The 16179-nt window shown below is 49.1% G+C and carries 16 protein-coding genes; 3 read left to right on the forward strand and 13 right to left on the reverse strand.

Annotated elements, in window-relative coordinates; translation table 11 throughout:
• The 4 genes from bioD to NYE38_RS09505 are packed head-to-tail and all read right to left on the reverse strand — an operon-like array spanning position 1 to position 3962.
• Positions 1-702: a dethiobiotin synthase gene (bioD, locus tag NYE38_RS09490; protein WP_017417909.1), complete on the reverse strand. Its 702-nt coding sequence runs from the start codon at positions 700-702 to the stop codon at positions 1-3.
• On the reverse strand, positions 699-1805 hold the full coding sequence (bioF, locus tag NYE38_RS09495) for an 8-amino-7-oxononanoate synthase (protein ID WP_224443240.1): 1107 nt from the start codon (positions 1803-1805) through the stop codon (positions 699-701). The genes bioD and bioF overlap by 4 nt, the downstream gene beginning before the upstream one ends.
• Positions 1806-1848: 43 nt before the next feature.
• Positions 1849-3195, reverse strand: a complete 1347-nt coding sequence (bioA, locus tag NYE38_RS09500) for an adenosylmethionine--8-amino-7-oxononanoate transaminase (protein WP_017417911.1) — start codon at positions 3193-3195, stop codon at positions 1849-1851.
• A complete protein-coding gene (locus tag NYE38_RS09505) occupies positions 3195-3962 on the reverse strand; it encodes a 6-carboxyhexanoate--CoA ligase (RefSeq protein WP_014418059.1) in 768 nt (255 codons plus the stop codon). Before NYE38_RS09505 ends, bioA begins: the two co-directional genes overlap by 1 nt.
• Before the next feature lie 277 nt (positions 3963-4239).
• Here NYE38_RS09505 and NYE38_RS09510 point away from each other — a divergent pair, with 277 nt between their 5' ends.
• From NYE38_RS09510 to NYE38_RS09520, 3 genes are all read left to right on the forward strand, one after another.
• Positions 4240-4647 (forward strand): GtrA family protein, encoded by a 408-nt coding sequence (locus NYE38_RS09510; RefSeq protein ID WP_017417912.1) that lies wholly within the window; start codon positions 4240-4242, stop codon positions 4645-4647.
• A 6-nt stretch (positions 4648-4653) separates the two neighbouring features.
• Positions 4654-5547: a UTP--glucose-1-phosphate uridylyltransferase GalU gene (gene galU, locus NYE38_RS09515; RefSeq protein ID WP_237586692.1), complete on the forward strand. Its 894-nt coding sequence runs from the start codon at positions 4654-4656 to the stop codon at positions 5545-5547.
• Positions 5548-5621: 74 nt separating this feature from the next.
• Complete coding sequence (locus tag NYE38_RS09520) at positions 5622-6212, forward strand: DedA family protein (protein ID WP_007410125.1); 591 nt, start codon at positions 5622-5624, stop codon at positions 6210-6212.
• A 55-nt stretch (positions 6213-6267) separates the two neighbouring features.
• On the opposite strand, the gene NYE38_RS09525 is transcribed toward NYE38_RS09520, so the two are convergent.
• From NYE38_RS09525 to NYE38_RS09565, 9 genes are all read right to left on the reverse strand, one after another.
• A complete protein-coding gene (locus NYE38_RS09525) occupies positions 6268-7797 on the reverse strand; it encodes an acyl-CoA carboxylase subunit beta (protein ID WP_017417914.1) in 1530 nt (509 codons plus the stop codon).
• A gap of 17 nt (positions 7798-7814) precedes the next feature.
• A complete protein-coding gene (locus NYE38_RS09530) occupies positions 7815-8594 on the reverse strand; it encodes an enoyl-CoA hydratase (protein ID WP_015239964.1) in 780 nt (259 codons plus the stop codon).
• 13 nt (positions 8595-8607) lie between these two features.
• Positions 8608-9507, reverse strand: a complete 900-nt coding sequence (locus NYE38_RS09535) for a hydroxymethylglutaryl-CoA lyase (RefSeq protein WP_007410122.1) — start codon at positions 9505-9507, stop codon at positions 8608-8610.
• A 15-nt stretch (positions 9508-9522) separates the two neighbouring features.
• The gene (locus tag NYE38_RS09540; RefSeq protein WP_007410121.1) at positions 9523-9735 is read right to left on the reverse strand and encodes an acetyl-CoA carboxylase biotin carboxyl carrier protein subunit; all 213 of its coding nucleotides are present in this window, start codon (positions 9733-9735) and stop codon (positions 9523-9525) included.
• The gene (locus tag NYE38_RS09545; protein ID WP_014418065.1) at positions 9732-11081 is read right to left on the reverse strand and encodes an acetyl-CoA carboxylase biotin carboxylase subunit; all 1350 of its coding nucleotides are present in this window, start codon (positions 11079-11081) and stop codon (positions 9732-9734) included. The genes NYE38_RS09540 and NYE38_RS09545 overlap by 4 nt, the downstream gene beginning before the upstream one ends.
• 21 nt (positions 11082-11102) lie before the next feature.
• A complete protein-coding gene (locus tag NYE38_RS09550; RefSeq protein ID WP_017417915.1) occupies positions 11103-12743 on the reverse strand; it encodes an AMP-binding protein in 1641 nt (546 codons plus the stop codon).
• Positions 12744-12787: 44 nt separating this feature from the next.
• Positions 12788-13930, reverse strand: coding sequence for an acyl-CoA dehydrogenase family protein (locus tag NYE38_RS09555; protein ID WP_017417916.1), 1143 nt, complete (start codon positions 13928-13930; stop codon positions 12788-12790).
• A 140-nt stretch (positions 13931-14070) separates the two neighbouring features.
• Positions 14071-15609: a family 10 glycosylhydrolase gene (locus NYE38_RS09560; RefSeq protein WP_065180823.1), complete on the reverse strand. Its 1539-nt coding sequence runs from the start codon at positions 15607-15609 to the stop codon at positions 14071-14073.
• Positions 15610-15729: 120 nt separating this feature from the next.
• Positions 15730-16110: a DUF1360 domain-containing protein gene (locus tag NYE38_RS09565; RefSeq protein ID WP_017417918.1), complete on the reverse strand. Its 381-nt coding sequence runs from the start codon at positions 16108-16110 to the stop codon at positions 15730-15732.
• Positions 16111-16179 lie beyond the last annotated feature (69 nt).

Below are 16179 nucleotides of genomic sequence, written 5' to 3' on the forward strand. Positions count from 1 at the left end.
TTATCTCCCCATTTGTGTCAGATTCATGAAAGAGGAAACATCTATATGTTTCTCAATCATGTGTTGAATGTTTTCCGGTGAAACGTGTTCCAGCTTCGGTGTGATTCCCAAAATCGGAACTTTGCATAATGTTTCAATCATGCTCGGATTTGTCTTTTCGTCCAGCCCCGGCCTGCTCCTTACGCCGTTGATAATAATGCCGAGAACCTCTATCCCCATGTTTTTCGCATATTCAACGGTTAAATATGTGTGGTTGATGGTTCCGAGATCAGGCCTGGTGACAATCACTGCCGGCAATTCCAAGGCTTTTATCAGATCACTGACTAAGTAATTTTCACCAAGCGGGACGGAAATGCCGCCTGCCCCCTCGACGATGAAACACTCATGACGATTTTTGATCTTACTCCAGTGGGCCATGACTTCATCCATGCTCACGGATTTCCCCTCAAGCATGGCGGCCGTGTACGGCGCAAGCGGCTCTTTCCATTCAAATGGCGTAATTTCTTCATGAGACAGTGCGGTTTGTGACATGTCTTTCAACAGCGAGGTGTCACTTTCCGGATGAGTCCGCGGCACGCCGCTTAAAAACGGCTTAAACACTCCGATATCCGCCTGTTTCTGCCGGAATGCCGCGGCAAGTCCGCAAGAAACGATGGTTTTTCCGACGCCGGTATCTGTTCCTGTGACAAAAAAACTTCTCATTTGTTTATATTCAGCTCTTTTCTAATGGAATCAAATGCTTCTGTCAGCTCGTCTATGTCCTGTAAGCTGCGATCCGCCGTAACGGTCAGCCTGATTCTGCTTTCGCCTTCCGGAACGGCGGGCGGGCGGATGGCCGGGGCGCAGATTCCCTTTTTCTCCAGCAGCGCAGCGGCTGAAACCGCTGTTTTTGCATCACCGATGATAACGGGGATAATCGGTGTATCTCCGCCTCTTACGGTAAAGCCCATATCGGCCAGACGCGTTTTTATCGTTTTGACAGACGACTGCAGCTCACGGCGCGTATCGTGCATATCTGATATGATGTCAAGTGCCGTATGCGAAGCTGCACAAATTGACGGCGGGAGGGCCGTCTGAAAAATAAACGTCCGCGCCTGATTCAGCAAAAAATCAATGAAAATGTTTGATCCCGCGGCAAAACCGCCTTCCGTTCCTACAGCTTTGCTTAATGTGCCGATGACAACATCAGGACAAACACCGAAATAGTCACTGGTTCCTCCGCCGTTTTCCCCGAGTACACCGGTTGCATGCGCGTCATCTGCTATCACAAATGCCTGGTACTGCTTTGCAAGCGCCATTATGCGGTCAAGAGGCGCGATGGTGCCGTCCATGCTGAAGACGCCGTCTGTGACGATAAAGCGGCGGTTCCGAGCCTGGACGGAGGCAAGTTTTTTCTCAAGATCAGCCATATCAATATGGCGGTACACGATGGTTTCCGCTTTTGATAAACGGCAGCCGTCAACAATGCTCGCATGGTTCAGTTGATCGCTTAAAATGACATCGCCTTTTTGAGGCAGTGAGGCAAGCACGCCGATATTCGCCAAGTAACCGCTTGAAAACAATAAAGCCGCTTCCGTCTGTTTAAAGTCCGCGATTGTTTGTTCAAGTTTTTCGTGCCACACAGTATTTCCTGTCGTTAACCGTGAGCCGCCGCTTCCCGCTCCGAACCGGCTCAGCGCCGTTTGCGCAGCTGTGATCAGCCGCTCATCTTTTGACAGGCCTAAATAGTCATTGGACGCCCAGGTCTGCCGCTTTTGCCCCTTGGTTTTGAGAGCGGTTTCCTGTGTTCGCAGCGTCCGATACAGCCCGTCTCTTTTCACCGCATCGAGCCTTTTGAGGAGCCATCCGTCAAAATCCACGGCCGGTCACCTCGGCTATCGCTTCTTTCATAATGGAGATCATGGCTTGTAACTGATCGGTTGTGCTGGCAAGCGGCGGCAGAAAGGCGATGACGTCTCCGAGCGGCCGTGTCAGCATACCAAGCTCTCTCATTTTCAAGGACACCTTGTATCCCATCCGCTTTTCAGGCGGATAAGGCTGTTTTGTCCCCTTATCCTGCACAAGCTCTATGCCGCACATGAAACCGAGCTGGCGGACATCGCCGACATGGGGAAGCTGCTTCAGATCATGAAGAAATTCCGCTGCCGTTTTTGATTTTTCGGCGACTCGTTCAACGATGCGTTCTGATTCGAATAATCGCAGATTTTCAATTGCCGCGGCACAGCCAAGCTGATTTCCTGTATAGGAATGGCCGTGGAAAAATGTTTTCATTTTGTCGTAGTCATCGTAGAAGGCTTCATAAATGGCTTCTGTGGCAAACGTCACAGCGATCGGCAAATAGCCTCCCGTAATGCCTTTCCCTGCCGCCATCAAGTCCGGCTGGACATTTTCATGCTCACAGGCAAACATTTTTCCGGTGCGGCCGAACCCCGTCGCCACTTCGTCAACGATCATTAACACATCATATGCCGTACACAGCTTTCGTACGCCTGCCAGAAAGCCTTCAGGCATGACGATCATCCCGGATGCGCCTTGCACCATCGATTCAATCGTAAGTGCGGCAATCTCTTCGTGGTGCTTTGCAAGCAGCTGTTCGAGCGCGTGAAGGCATTCATCCCGGCACTGTACGGGGGCGCCGCTTTCAGATCTGTATACATACGGAATCGGGGCTTTGTAGCTTTCAAACATCAGCGGGCCGTACACATGGTGGAAGAGTTCAATGGAGCCGACGCTGACGGCTCCGATCGTATCGCCGTGATAGCCGTTCTGCATAGAAATAAACGTCTGTTTCTCGGGTCTCCCTATGTTTTTCCAGTATTGAAAGGCCATTTTCAGAGCGATTTCCATTGCTTCCGCTCCGCTGTCGGAGTAAAAAACGCGTGTCAGCTTTTCCGGTGTGATGCCTGTCAGCATCTCGGCAAGTTCTGTTGCGGGAACGTTCGTCATACCCAGCAAAGTCGAATGAGCGATTTTTTCAAGCTGTTTTTGAATCGCTTCATCCATTTCTTTTTTGCGGTGGCCGTGTACATTGAGCCATACTGAAGAAAAGCCGTCATAATATTCTTTGCCGCTGATGTCTTTCAGCATGATCCCGTTTCCGCTTTCAATGATTAACGGATCTTCATCGTAATCTTTCATTTGTGTGAAAGGCAGCCAAAGATGCTGTTTGCTTTTTTCAATCATTGATTGTTTCATCATTTCTCCTCCCGCTGAATGAATACAGGCTGCTTCTCCAAAAAATGGATACAGCTCTCTGTATCTATGGAGCCATCTGTAAAGAAAATCCGGCAGCCGCTTTCATCTCCGGCATTTTTCATCTTGGCAATCCGCTGATATCCCAGCTTCTTTGCGGCAACGTAGCCTGTTATGTAATCAGGATCATCCGACCAGCACAATTCAGCAATAATCCCCGGATATGCGCAAACTTTTGCCGCGATGGCATGTGCTTCTTTTATTCGTGAATTTTCCGGCATGTTGTGAGTAAAAGCCCATTTTTGAAAATCATGTGACGGCCAATCCACTCGAGATACCCGCACACCTCTATTTCCTCTGCCGTCAATGCGTTTTCCTGCCCGGATATCAAACAGGACCGCTCCTCTTGCGTCTGCATATTCCGCAATGTTTTCGTACGCTTTCTCTATCATGTGCGGGGGAATTCCCGCCTTTTGCAGAAGCTTGCGGGCGATCGCTTGTCCTTTTTCCGGCGTGTCTGTTTGATGGAAAGCAACCGGCAAAGGGCGGATCGTTTCGATCGGTTCATTAACGCTTTCAAGCTGAATCTGCATAAAATCAGGTATCCCTCTTGAGTGCGAGAAGCCTTTATGTAATAAGCCATCTACCGCTTCCTGTAAACCGCCGTAAGTGATGAGCCGTTCTCCGCCGGAAATGTGTTTTCCGCCCTGCTCATGGGGGGCGTTTCGGGAAGCTCTCATTCTGACGCTGTAATAGGTTTCTTCCCGCATATATTCCCCTCCTTTCTCTTACTTTGAAAATTAATGTTAACCAAAATAATTAAAGGTTAACACTTATACAGAATATTAGTGCCCCTCACGGAATATGTCAACCTAAACTATCAAACTGTTAACTTAATGAGTTTTGCAAAGCCTCATTACGTTTTCATGTTTTGTTCATATTTTAGTAATTGTTTATTCAACACTGTCCGTTAAAGTAATCCATATCAACAAATAGGACAGCGATCCGCATCTTACTTATGAAGGGAGGTCAAAGCCGGATGCCGTTATGCTGAAAGAAAAAGTAAAGACAGCAGGCCGTTTTTGCACTGTAGGCGTCGGAAATACGCTGATTGATTTTGGTGTCTTCTTTCTTCTCGCCGCTTGTCATGTCCCCTATCTTCCGGCGCAGATCTGCTCCTATTCGGCAGGGATCATCAACAGCTATGTATGGAACCGGAAGTGGACGTTTCGTGTAAAACGCAAGGCTGACGGGAAAGAGATCATGCGATTTCTCATGATTAATCTTGCCGCGTCGGGAATCACCTTTTTGCTGCTTTACGCGTTTCAAAAAGGCGGCTGTTCGCTATTGGTGAGTAAGTTAGCCGCCACTATCGGCGGAATGATGATGAATTTTATCGGAAACCGAATCTGGGTATTTGGAGATTCGCTGAAAAACATACAGGATCAGGAGTGAAGATGAATGAGAAAAAAAGTGAGAAAAGCGGTCATTCCCGCAGCAGGTTTAGGGACGAGATTTCTGCCGGCGACAAAGGCGCAGCCGAAAGAAATGCTGCCGATTGTCGACAAACCGGCCATCCAATATATTGTCGAAGAGGCAGCAGCGTCAGGAATTGAAGATATACTGATTATTACAGGGAGAAACAAACGCTCGATTGAAGATCATTTTGACCGGTCGGCGGAGTTGGAATTCAATCTTGAGGAAAAAGGCAAGTCAGAGACGCTGAAGGAAATGCAGCGGATTGCCGATTTGGCCAATATTCATTACATCCGTCAGAAAGAACCGCTCGGACTAGGCCATGCAGTGCTGTGTGCGGAGCATTTTATCGGAGATGAGCCTTTTGCCGTTCTCTTAGGTGATGATATTATGGTATCTGACACTCCCGCTCTTTCACAGCTCATAGACGTCTATAACCAACACGGCACAGAAACGATCGGCGTACAGCCCGTCGATCCTGCTGATGTCAGCAAATATGGTATTATACAGACGGGGCGGCAGAGCGGTCATGTGTACCGGGTTGAGGATCTGATTGAGAAACCGGCTGTTGAAAAGGCGCCCTCTCATATTGCGGTGATGGGCCGCTACATATTAACCCCTGCCATTTTTAAAGCGCTGAAGACGATCGGAAGAGGCGCGGGCAACGAAATCCAATTGACAGACGCGCTGCGCGAAGTATGCCGCACCCGAAGCATTTACGCGCGGGAGCTTGAAGGAAGCCGGTTTGATATAGGAGATAAGTTCGGCTGTTTTAAGGCCGGCACGGAGATCGGGCTTCTGCGGGAAGAAATGAGACCGAAACTTTTAGCGTATTTAGAAGAGGTGTTAAAAAGAGAATCTGAAGAAATCGTGCGTTAAAAAATAATTTGTAACCATTTTGCTTGTCAATCAGTCATATAATTGGGTAAAAAGATAAAGAGGTTGTGAACAGTGTGGGCAATTTTATTAGTGAAATATTATCCTGGCTGACAAGTATGGGCTATTTAGGGATTGCGCTCGGATTAATGATCGAAATCATTCCGAGTGAAATCGTTCTGGCTTACGGAGGCTATATGGTGTCAGAAGGCACGATCAGCTTTATCGGCGCCATTGTCGCCGGTGTGATTGGGGGAACGATCGCGCAGTGCTTTATTTACTGGATCGCCCGTTATGGGGGACGGCCGTTTTTGGACAAGTACGGCAAGTACTTACTTCTGAAAAAGCATCATGTTGATGTTGCGGAAAACTGGTTTCGCCGTTACGGCGCCGGCGTTGTGTTTTCGGCGCGGTTTATCCCGGTCGTCAGACATGCGATTTCCATCCCGGCCGGCCTTGCGAAAATGCCTCTTTCCAAGTTTGTCATATTGACGACGCTTGCCATTATTCCGTGGTCTGTCATTTTCGTTTATCTCGGGTATCAGCTCGGGGGACAGTGGAAAGACGTAGACAGCTATGCCGGAATGTATACAACTCCGATCATTATCTTGGCGCTCGTATTTATTGTTGTTTATTTTGTTGTGAAGAAAATGAGATCAAGACTGTGAAAAAAGACTGCATAAGAACGGCTGTGAGCCGGATCTATGCAGTCTTTTTTTTTATTTATACCGGGTATACGGGGTGTTTCCGGTGTGTGAATGTCAGTTGTTTGGACATGTAAGCAGTGAGGCGTTTATTGAGTTCTTCCCGCAAGGAATCAGCAGGAACAATGCCGTCAATCACCATTTCAGAGGCAAGCCGGTAAAGGTTAATGTCTTCCTTATATTCATCACGCTTTTCTTGAATAAAAGCCGGCCTTTCTTCAGGGGCTAGCTCGCTGATTTTCTTTGCGTAGACCGCATTCACCGCTGCTTCAGGACCCATTACGGCAATTTGCGCAGTCGGAAGCGCTAAACAGCAGTCCGGTTCAAAAGCAGGCCCCGCCATCGCGTATAATCCGGCACCGTAGGCTTTTCTGACGATAACGGAAAGCTTCGGAACAGTCGCTTCCGCCATTGCGGAGATCATTTTTGCGCCATGCCTGATGATGCCCGCCTGCTCAACCTTCGTTCCGATCATGAATCCGGGAATGTCTGCTAAAAACAGAAGCGGAATATGGAATGCGTCGCACAAAGCGATAAATTTTGCGGCTTTATCCGCCGAATCGAGAAATAAAACCCCGCCTTTGACACGCGGCTGATTGGCGATAATGCCGACCGGCTGTCCGTGAATCCGCGCAAGCCCCGTTATTAATTCCTGCGCAAATAACGGTTTAATCTCAAAAAATGAGTCTTCATCAATGACACGTTCAATTAAATCCATCATGTTGAACGGTGCGTTTTGATATGCCGGGATGACATCTGAGAGCGGTTTTTCAAAAGCTTTCGGGTTCTTAGATTTGTTGACGGGCGCTTTTTCAGTATAATTTGCCGGAAAGTAGCTGAGATATGTCTGCGCCATCATGATTGCTTCCTGTTCCGTCGGGGCGAGGAGATCACCGCAGCCTGATACGGAACAATGCATACGGGCGCCGCCCATTTCTTCAAGCGATACTTTCTCGCCAATCACCATTTCCGCCATACGCGGGGAGCCTAAGTACATGGATGCATTGCCTTCGACCATAATGACAATGTCGCAAAAGGCCGGAATGTAAGCGCCGCCCGCAGCGGAAGGGCCGAACAATAAACAGATTTGCGGAATGCGGCCCGACAGCTTTACTTGATTATAAAAGATGCGGCCGGCTCCCCTTCTGCCCGGGAACATGTCGACCTGATCTGTAATTCTCGCACCTGCGGAATCGACTAAGTACAAGAGCGGACACTGAAGCTTTTCCGCCGTCTCCTGAATGCGGATGATTTTTTCCACCGTTTTCGCGCCCCACGAGCCCGCCTTTACGGTTGAGTCGTTTGCCATCACACAAACGGTTCTGCCGCCGATGGTTCCGATCCCGGTAACGACCCCGTCAGCCGGCAGTCCGTCTGACATGCACTCGGCGAAAAAAGCGTCTTCAACGGATATGCCGTCATCGAATAAAAGCTTCAGCCTGTCTCTTACAAAAAGTTTTCCCTTCTTTTCGTTGCTTGCGTGATATTTCGCGGCTCCTCCCTTTTCAATCGTTTTGCTGCGTGTCTGCCGTTCTTTTTCGTAATCCATCCGAGTCCCTCCATGTTTTATTTTCCTTTGTATTCAGGGGGTCTTTTTTCTTTAAAAGCGCGCAGGCCCTCTTCTCTGTCAAGTGTGGGGATGACTTGTTCATATGCTTTTCGTTCGATTTCGAGCCCTGTATTGAGATCTGTCTCCAGACCCTTGTTTATCGCGGATTTTGCTTGTCTGACGGCGATCGGCCCATTAGCGGCGATGCGGCCGGCCAGTGCTTTTGCTTTTTCCATAAGTTCATCGGCTTCACAAACATGCTCGATCAGCTTCATGTCTTTTCCCTCTTCGGCAGAAAGCCTTCGGCCGGTATAGATCAATTCTTTTGCCGCGCCGGGGCCGATAAGCCGGGGCAGTCTCTGCGTTCCGCCCGCTCCGGGAATGATCGCAAGCCCTGTTTCAGGAAGGCCGAGGCCCGCCCGGCTGACGGCGATTCTGATATCGCAGGCGAGAGCGAGTTCAAGGCCTCCTCCGACAGCGGTTCCGTTCAGCGCTGCAATGACCGGCTGCGGGAGAGCTTCAATGGATGCGGCCGTTTCACCGATACGCCTGACGCTTTGTTTGACTTGTTCATGATTCATCCCCGCTCTTTCTTTTAAATCAGCACCGGCACAAAATGTGTTCCCGGTGCCGGTGAGAATGACACAACGAATGGATGGCGAGTTTTTGATGTCTTCAATCACACGCTGTAAATGATCAATCATTTCTGAAGACAGCGAGTTGGCCGCATGCGGGCGGTTCAGCGTGATCAGACCGATTGTTTCTTGACAGACGGAATACAAGACGCAATCTCCCATGGCTTCTCCTTTCTCATTTCGTTCTGAATGCCTGCAGGTTTCTGCTTGGCAGGTCTTTGCCTATTTTATCCGCGATCCAGCCGGCGGCATAAAGAAGTTTATTCATGTCCGTCCCGGTATCAATCCCCATTTGTTCGAGCATATAAATGACATCTTCTGTGGCAGCGTTGCCTGCTGATCCAGGGGCGTACGGGCAGCCGCCAAGCCCGCCTGAGGAAGTATCAAAGGATGTGATGCCCATATCAAGAGCGGGAATGATATTCGCTAGAGCCGTTCCTCTTGTATCATGGAAATGGAGTGCGATTTTTGAGGCGGGAATTCTCGGCAAAAGGGCTTCAAGCACGGCTATGACCTGCAAGGGGTTTGCCGCGCCGATCGTGTCGCCGAGCGATATTTCATCAACACCCATTTCGAGCAGGGTGTCTGACAGGCGGATGACTTGTTCGACCGGCACGTTCTGTTCGTACGGACAGCCGAACACAGTGGACAGATAAGCTCTCGTCGCCATTTTTTCAGCTTTTGCTTCAGTAATAACCCGCCTGAGCTCTTGAACGGTCCGGTCAATCGGTTTGTTTACGTTTTTTTGGTTATGGGTTTCGCTTGCAGATAAAAATACACATGCCTGATCGATTCCGCCTTCTGCCGCATGCTCCAGCCCGATGAGGTTCGGAACGAGAGCCGCGTAGACCGTATGTTCAGATCTGGCAATGCCTTTTGCGACGTCCAGGCTGTCACGAAGAGCCGGAATCCATCTCGGATGCACGAATGATGTCACTTCGATATAGGGAAGGCCTGTTTTTGAAAGCATATTGATCCACTCAATCTTATCTTCTGTATCCACCCACGCCGATTCATTCTGCAAGCCGTCACGCGGTCCTACTTCATTGATGCGGACATGTTTCGGACAGTTCATGCTGCACCTCCCGTTTTATTGAAGTTCAATCAGGACCTCTCCTTCATCAGTGAAATCACCTTCTGATTTTTTCACTTCTTTCACCGTACCCGCTGCATCAGCGATAATCGGAATTTCCATTTTCATAGATTCCAAGATGGCCACTTCCTGTCCTTCTTCAATGACATCACCCGGCTTCACATGAATTTTCCACAGGTTTCCCGCCATCTGAATTTTTATGACGCTCATTTTGACGCCCCCTCGTTCATTGTTTGTAAAAAACCGGTTGTCGCCTCACCCTTTTCAAACACTTCTGAATGGGCAATTTTTGTCAGCAGCGGAATGTTGGTTTTAATCCCTTCTACATGATATTCGCCAAGGGCGGTTTTCAGTTGTTCAATGGCTTGTTTTCTCGTATTCGCCGTGACGATCATTTTGGCAATCATCGGATCGTAAAACGGAGAAATGACGCTTCCCTTTTCGACGGCGCATTCGTGTCGCACTGACGGGTGTCTTAAAACGGAAAAAGACGAGATGGTACCGGGTGACGGGTAAAAGGTGACCGGATCTTCCGCATAAATCCGCACTTCTATCGCATGACCGCGGTGGTTGATATCTTTCTGCGAGAAAGTCAGCGCCTGCCCAGCGGCAATTTTCAGCTGTTCTTCCACAAGATCCAGTCCTGTAATTTCTTCTGTCACCGGATGCTCCACCTGCAGTCTTGTGTTCATCTCTAAAAAATAGATTTGTTTCTTTTGATCGACGAGAAATTCTATTGTGCCTGCATTTTGGTAGCCGATCGATTTTGCGGCTTTAACGGCGGTTTCACCGAGTCTTTGTCTTAATTCATCGTCAACAAACGGTGACGGCGCTTCTTCTATCACTTTTTGGTGGCGCCTTTGGACTGAACAGTCACGTTCAAACAGATGAACGGTGTTGCCGAAAGAATCTGCGAGTATCTGAATTTCAATATGACGGGCATTTTCAATGACCTTTTCCATGTACATTGCGCCGTCTCCAAAAAAGGAGGCGGCCCGCTTTTGATTGCCTTCGAACGCTTTGGCCAGCTCTTCTTCTGAATGTACGATCTGCATGCCGATTCCGCCGCCACCTGCGGACGCTTTCAGCATGACCGGAAAACCGATGGCACGGGCTTCGGCTAAGGCGGAGTGAACATCGGGCAATGGCTCTGGAACACCGGGAACGATCGGGACCTTTGCTTTTTGCATCGTTTTTCGGGCTTCTATCTTGCTGCCCATCTTGGCGATGATATCACCGGGCGGACCGATAAATGTGATTTGTTCCTTCCGGCAGCGTTCGGCGAACAGGCTGTTTTCTGACAGCAGCCCGTAGCCCGGATGAATGGCGTCCGCTCCGGCGGATTTAGCGGCTTCTATGATTCTGTCGATATGTAAATAGCTTTCATTTACTCTCGATTTTCCGATCGGATAGGCCTCATCAGCCGCTTTTACGTGCAGCGCGTCCCGGTCGGCTTCTGAATAGACAGCTGCCGAGGGGATGCCGAGACGTTTGCAGGTGCGGATAATTCTTAAGGCGATTTCTCCTCTGTTGGCAATCAGGACTTTTTTAAACAAATGTGAAGCACTCCTTTTTCATTAAGTTAACTTGAGCTCTTCAATCGTTTTTTCCCGCAGCTTGAATTTCTGAATTTTTCCGGAGGCTGTCATTGGATATTCATCTGTAAACAAAACATACCTGGGGACTTTATAGCGGGCGATATGTTCTTTGCAAAAGGCTCTGATGTCTTCTGCGGAAGCGGTTTGTCCGTCTTTGAGCCTGATCCACGCCGCGGCCTCTTCTCCGTATTTCGGATCAGGCACGCCGACGACCTGAACGTCTGCTACCGCGGGATGCCGATATAACATTTCCTCAATCTCGCGCGGATAGATATTTTCGCCGCCCCTGATCAGCATGTCTTTCAGACGGCCCGTGATTTTGCAGTACCCGTCCTCGTCCATGACCGCCAAATCACCGGTATGCAGCCAGCCGTCTTTGTCTATCGCTTCTTCGGTCGCTTCTTGATTTTTATAATAGCCTTTCATGACATGATATCCGCGGGTGCAGAGCTCTCCTTGTTCGCCCCGGGCGGCTTCTTGGGATGTTCCGGGACGAACGATTCTGACTTCGATATGGGGAAGCGCGCGCCCCGCTGTTTCCACTCTTCTTTCAAATGAATCATCCGTTCTTGTCTGCGTAATAACAGGTGATGCTTCGGTCTGTCCGTAGGCAATGGTAATGTCGGTCATCCCCATTTTGCCGATCACTTCTCTCATGCCTTCCGCCGGGCATGGCGAGCCTGCCATAATCCCGGTTCGGACGTGGGAAAGATCATATTCAGAAAAATGGCTGTCATTTAGGAGGGCGATAAACATCGTCGGTACACCGTGCAGAGCCGTGCAGGCTTCTTTCTCCACCGTTTTCAGAACGGCCGGCGGAGAAAACTGTTCGATCGGAATCATCGCCGCACCCGCGGAAACACATGCCAGCACGCCGAGCACACACCCAAAGCAGTGGAAAAACGGCACGGGAATACATAAACGGTCACATGAAGTAAGCTTCATGCATTCTGCGATATTGGCCGCGTTATTTACGATATTAAAATGTGAGAGCATGACGCCTTTCGGAAATCCGGTCGTACCTGATGTATATTGCATATGAATGCAATCACCCTTTTCCAGGCTGTCCATCCTTCCGTCAAGCTCTGCATCCGTTACAGACTCGGCATCCTTCAGCAAAGAATCCCAACGGTGCATCCCGGTCGGGCTTTTATCACCGATATATAACACCGTCCGTAAAAATGGATAACGTTTCGAACGCAGCCTGCCGCGCTCACAAGTTTTCAGCTCCGGAATCAGCTTATTCACCATCTCAACATAAGATGTCTGCCGGTAGGAATCCATGATTATCAGGGACGAGACATCTGAATGTGCCAGCAGGTAATCGAGCTCTGCGATTTGAAAATTGGTATTAATGGTGACCAGAACGGCGCCGATTTTCGCCGTTGCAAATTGCGCCGCGAGCCATTCCGGAATGTTGGATGCCCATATGGCCACATGATCTCCTTTTTCAACTCCCAGCTTCATCAGCCCTTTTGCGGTTTGCCGGCATAACCGGTCAAACTCGGCATACGTATAACGAAGGCTGCGCTCAGGGTAAACAACCGCTTCATGATCCGGAAAAAGCTTCGCGGTCCGCTCAAGCAGCTTTCCGGCTGTTAAATGGATAAGTTCAGCCATATGACCTGCCCCCTTCCATCCCTGTCTTGGTAAACGTTTTCATTTCACTTCAAAAGCTGTCTTGCGATGACCATTCTTTGAATTTCTGACGTTCCTTCGCCAATCTCCATCAGCTTTGCGTCACGAAGCATACGTTCGACACCGCATTCCTTCATATAACCGGAACCGCCATGAATTTGGATGGCCTGAAGGCACGTTCTGACGGCCATTTCTGAAGCATAAAGCTTGGCGAATGCCGCTTCTTTCGTAAATGGCAGGTTTTGATCCTTCAGCCATGCCGCTTTAAGCACCATCTGTCTGGCAAGGTCAATTTCCATCGCCATATCGGCCAGCTTAAATTGAATGGCTTGAAATGACGATATCGGACTGCCGAACTGCTTGCGTTCCTTCGCATATGACAGCGACGCCTCCAGCGCGCCTTGAGCGATACCGACAGCCAGTGCCGCAATCGAGATCCGCCCGCCGTCTAATGTATATAAAAATTGTTTAAAACCTTTTTCAGGATCACCGAGCAGGTTATCGGCAGGCACCCTGACATCCTCAAGCACAAGCTCGGCCGTATCCGACCCTCTCACACCCATCTTGTCGTACGGATTTGTGATCGTAAATCCCGGTGTGTCTGTGGGGACGATGAGAGCTGAAATGATCGGTTTTCCGGCGGAGTTTTTTCCCGTAACGGCGGTGACAATGACCGTGCGGGCGTAATTTGCGTTTGTGATCCAGCATTTCTCTCCGTTTATCACATAGTCATCGCCCTTTTTCTCGGCTCTTGTCTGGGTGCCGCCGGCATCTGAACCGGCATTCGGCTCTGTCAGCCCGAATGATCCGAGCGCTTTTCCCGAAGCAAGCGGAATAAGATGTTCTTGCTTTTGCTGTTCAGTACCGAAATAGTATAATGGGCTTGCGCCGAGTGACACGGCTGCCGCGTAGCTCAGCCCCGTGCTGCCGCAGGCTTTTCCGATTTCTTCGACCGCTGCTGCATATGAAATGGTATCACCGCCCGCCCCGCCGTATTCTTCCGGAAACGGAATTCCGAGCAGCCCGAGTTCGCCTATTTTTTTAAATGTGTCTATCGGGAAGACGGCTGATTGATCAACCTCATGGGCTTTCGGGGCAATTTCATTTTTGGCGAAATCTCTGACCATTTCGCGCACCATCTGCTGTTCTTTTGTCAGTTGAAAATTCATTAACCTTCCTCCTTCTGCTGCTTTCTACATTTTATTAATGGGGGTCTTTATTCATTCCATCCAAATGAAGTCTGAACATTCGGACTCATCCGCCGCAAAAAAACTGACAGCGCCGCAACTGTCAGTTTTATTAATAATGGCTATTTAATCGTCCGTTTTGCGGAGGGACGGCTCTCATGGTGTAGCCTGTCAACGGAAGTAACGATATAGGTGCAGGCTTCTTCCGCCCGAATATCAGTATCTGAAAATGTCTGCGTCCGTGACGATGTTTTTCTGACTGTATCCACTAAATAAGGCTGCTTTCCCTTTTCTGCGCGGTAAATGGCGTAATAAGCCGTTTTTTTACCGTTGGATTTCGCATCTTCAATATAGAGTGTATGGCCTGAATCGTTCTTCTCCGCCCGTTTGACAGCCGGTTTTTTTAAAGCGGAATGTCCGAGCCAAGGCATCTCGGGAATTAATGCGGGCCGGCTGTACATGTCTTTGATCAAACGGTTTTTCACATCGAGCGGATTACGGTTTAAATCCTTTAAACTGAAATGCATGCTGCCTTTTATCCATGCTGATCCCCTGTTTAGAGTAATCTGCCTTCCGTATTCCCCCGGGTCGGCCCAGGCCGGATCAGCGTTGTTGTTGATTTTATAAGCTGCCTGCCCGATATATAAATGCACCGGCCGATTGTTCACTTCTTTTCCCCACCAATCCGCTAAGACGTCATATGCCGCCGCTTTAAATCCGATGCTCCAGTAAATTTGCGGTGCGATGTAATCAATGTATCCTTTTTGGATCCATTCTCTCGTATCAGCATATAAATCATCATAGTTCCGCACCCCTGCGGCCGTTTCGGAGCCTGTCGGGTCATCTGCGGCATTTCTCCATACGCCGAACGGGCTGATTCCGAATTTGACATAAGGTTTTTCTCGTTTGATGGTTTGGTTGATTTCTTTTACAAGCCGGTTGACGTTATCCCTGCGCCAGTCATCAACTGATGCAAAGTGAGCTTTTCCGTACCGTTCGTATTCCGCCTGATCGGGGAATTCCTGTCCGGCAATTTTATAAGGATAAAAATAATCATCCATATGAACCGCATCAATGTCATAACGGCTGACCACCTCTTTGATTCCATCCGTTATAAATTGTCTTACTTCCGGAATGCCCGGATTGTAGTACAGCTGTTTTCCGTATGCAGCGACCCAGTCCGGGTGCGAACGCGCGGGATGATCATCTGAAAGCGCATTCAAATTTGTGTGGTTCATCGTGATCCGGTAAGGATTGAACCAAGCGTGAAATTCAAGATTCCGTTTATGTGTCTCTTCAACTAAAAAAGCAAGCGGATCGTAGCCGGGATTTTTGCCTTGTGTTCCTGTCAGATACTCTGACCAAGGCCCGTAATCTGATGGATAAAAAGCATCAGCCGCAGGCTTAATTTGGACGATAACGGCGTTCATCCCCATCTCCTGAACGTCATCCAGCAGCTTGCTGTATTCTCTTTTTTGCTCTTCCGGTGACAGCCCTTTTTTAGAGGGCCAGTCGATATTGGTGACAGACGCGATCCAGACGGCTCTCATTTCTCTCTCCGGCTGAGTGCCGCTTGCTTGTGCGGATGCTGAGAATGTAAAGATGCCGGCTGTCAGTACAACGGCCAAAAACCATATCATGCTAAAACGGCAGCTTTTCATGTTTTTCCCCCTCTCTGCTTTACGGTATTCCGAAGCATTCCGGGCGGTGAATCAGAAAGCCTGCTTTGCTCCTCTCAGCCTAAAAGGGAAAGAAAAAAGTCCTAAAGCGAATAAAACGCTTCAGGACTTTTTATGTTTCATGGCGGCGAGCACGTCAATGATCTTCGTTCCGACGCCGACACAAGTTTCAAGAATGGCCTGCGCTCCGGCGATGGATAAAATGAAAATAACCGGATGTGCATAGCGGGGCCAGACCAAGTAGCAGATGCCGATCAATATGGCGCACCAGACACCCGCACACCAATAACATTGCAGCATATAACCGAATGCGGAGGAAGGGACTTTTTTTTGGACGGCGCGCCCGTTTTGATCGACGGTTTTTTCTTGCTTTATAAAGGGTTTTCTTATGAATTCCGTAATCTTATCAAATACGATCAAATGGGTCATCCGGTAGCTGGCAAGAATAATCATTACATACGTAAGCCAAGATAGGTTCGTCATGTCAAAGCCTCCAAAAAACTGAGTTTGATTCCCCTATCTTGCCCTTTGTCTTCTTCAGCCATTCTGCCG

Origin of the sequence: Bacillus sp. EU63, from assembly GCF_038592915.1 — a bacterium.
GTDB lineage: Bacteria > Bacillota > Bacilli > Bacillales > Bacillaceae > Bacillus > Bacillus velezensis.

Bases quoted from the DNA above. Each gene is read 5' to 3' on its own strand.
- bioD (WP_017417909.1), bottom strand. From the start codon at position 702: ATGAGAAGTTTTTTTGTCACAGGAACAGATACCGGCGTCGGAAAAACC.
- bioA (WP_017417911.1), bottom strand. From the start codon at position 3,195: ATGAAACAATCAATGATTGAAAAAAGCAAACAGCATCTTTGGCTGCCT.
- NYE38_RS09505 (WP_014418059.1), bottom strand. From the start codon at position 3,962: ATGCGGGAAGAAACCTATTACAGCGTCAGAATGAGAGCTTCCCGAAAC.
- NYE38_RS09510 (WP_017417912.1), top strand. From the start codon at position 4,240: ATGCTGAAAGAAAAAGTAAAGACAGCAGGCCGTTTTTGCACTGTAGGC.
- galU (WP_237586692.1), top strand. From the start codon at position 4,654: ATGAGAAAAAAAGTGAGAAAAGCGGTCATTCCCGCAGCAGGTTTAGGG.
- NYE38_RS09525 (WP_017417914.1), bottom strand. From the start codon at position 7,797: ATGGATTACGAAAAAGAACGGCAGACACGCAGCAAAACGATTGAAAAG.
- NYE38_RS09530 (WP_015239964.1), bottom strand. From the start codon at position 8,594: ATGGGAGATTGCGTCTTGTATTCCGTCTGTCAAGAAACAATCGGTCTG.
- NYE38_RS09535 (WP_007410122.1), bottom strand. From the start codon at position 9,507: ATGAACTGTCCGAAACATGTCCGCATCAATGAAGTAGGACCGCGTGAC.
- NYE38_RS09540 (WP_007410121.1), bottom strand. From the start codon at position 9,735: ATGAGCGTCATAAAAATTCAGATGGCGGGAAACCTGTGGAAAATTCAT.
- NYE38_RS09550 (WP_017417915.1), bottom strand. From the start codon at position 12,743: ATGGCTGAACTTATCCATTTAACAGCCGGAAAGCTGCTTGAGCGGACC.
- NYE38_RS09555 (WP_017417916.1), bottom strand. From the start codon at position 13,930: ATGAATTTTCAACTGACAAAAGAACAGCAGATGGTGCGCGAAATGGTC.
- NYE38_RS09560 (WP_065180823.1), bottom strand. From the start codon at position 15,609: ATGAAAAGCTGCCGTTTTAGCATGATATGGTTTTTGGCCGTTGTACTG.
- NYE38_RS09565 (WP_017417918.1), bottom strand. From the start codon at position 16,110: ATGACGAACCTATCTTGGCTTACGTATGTAATGATTATTCTTGCCAGC.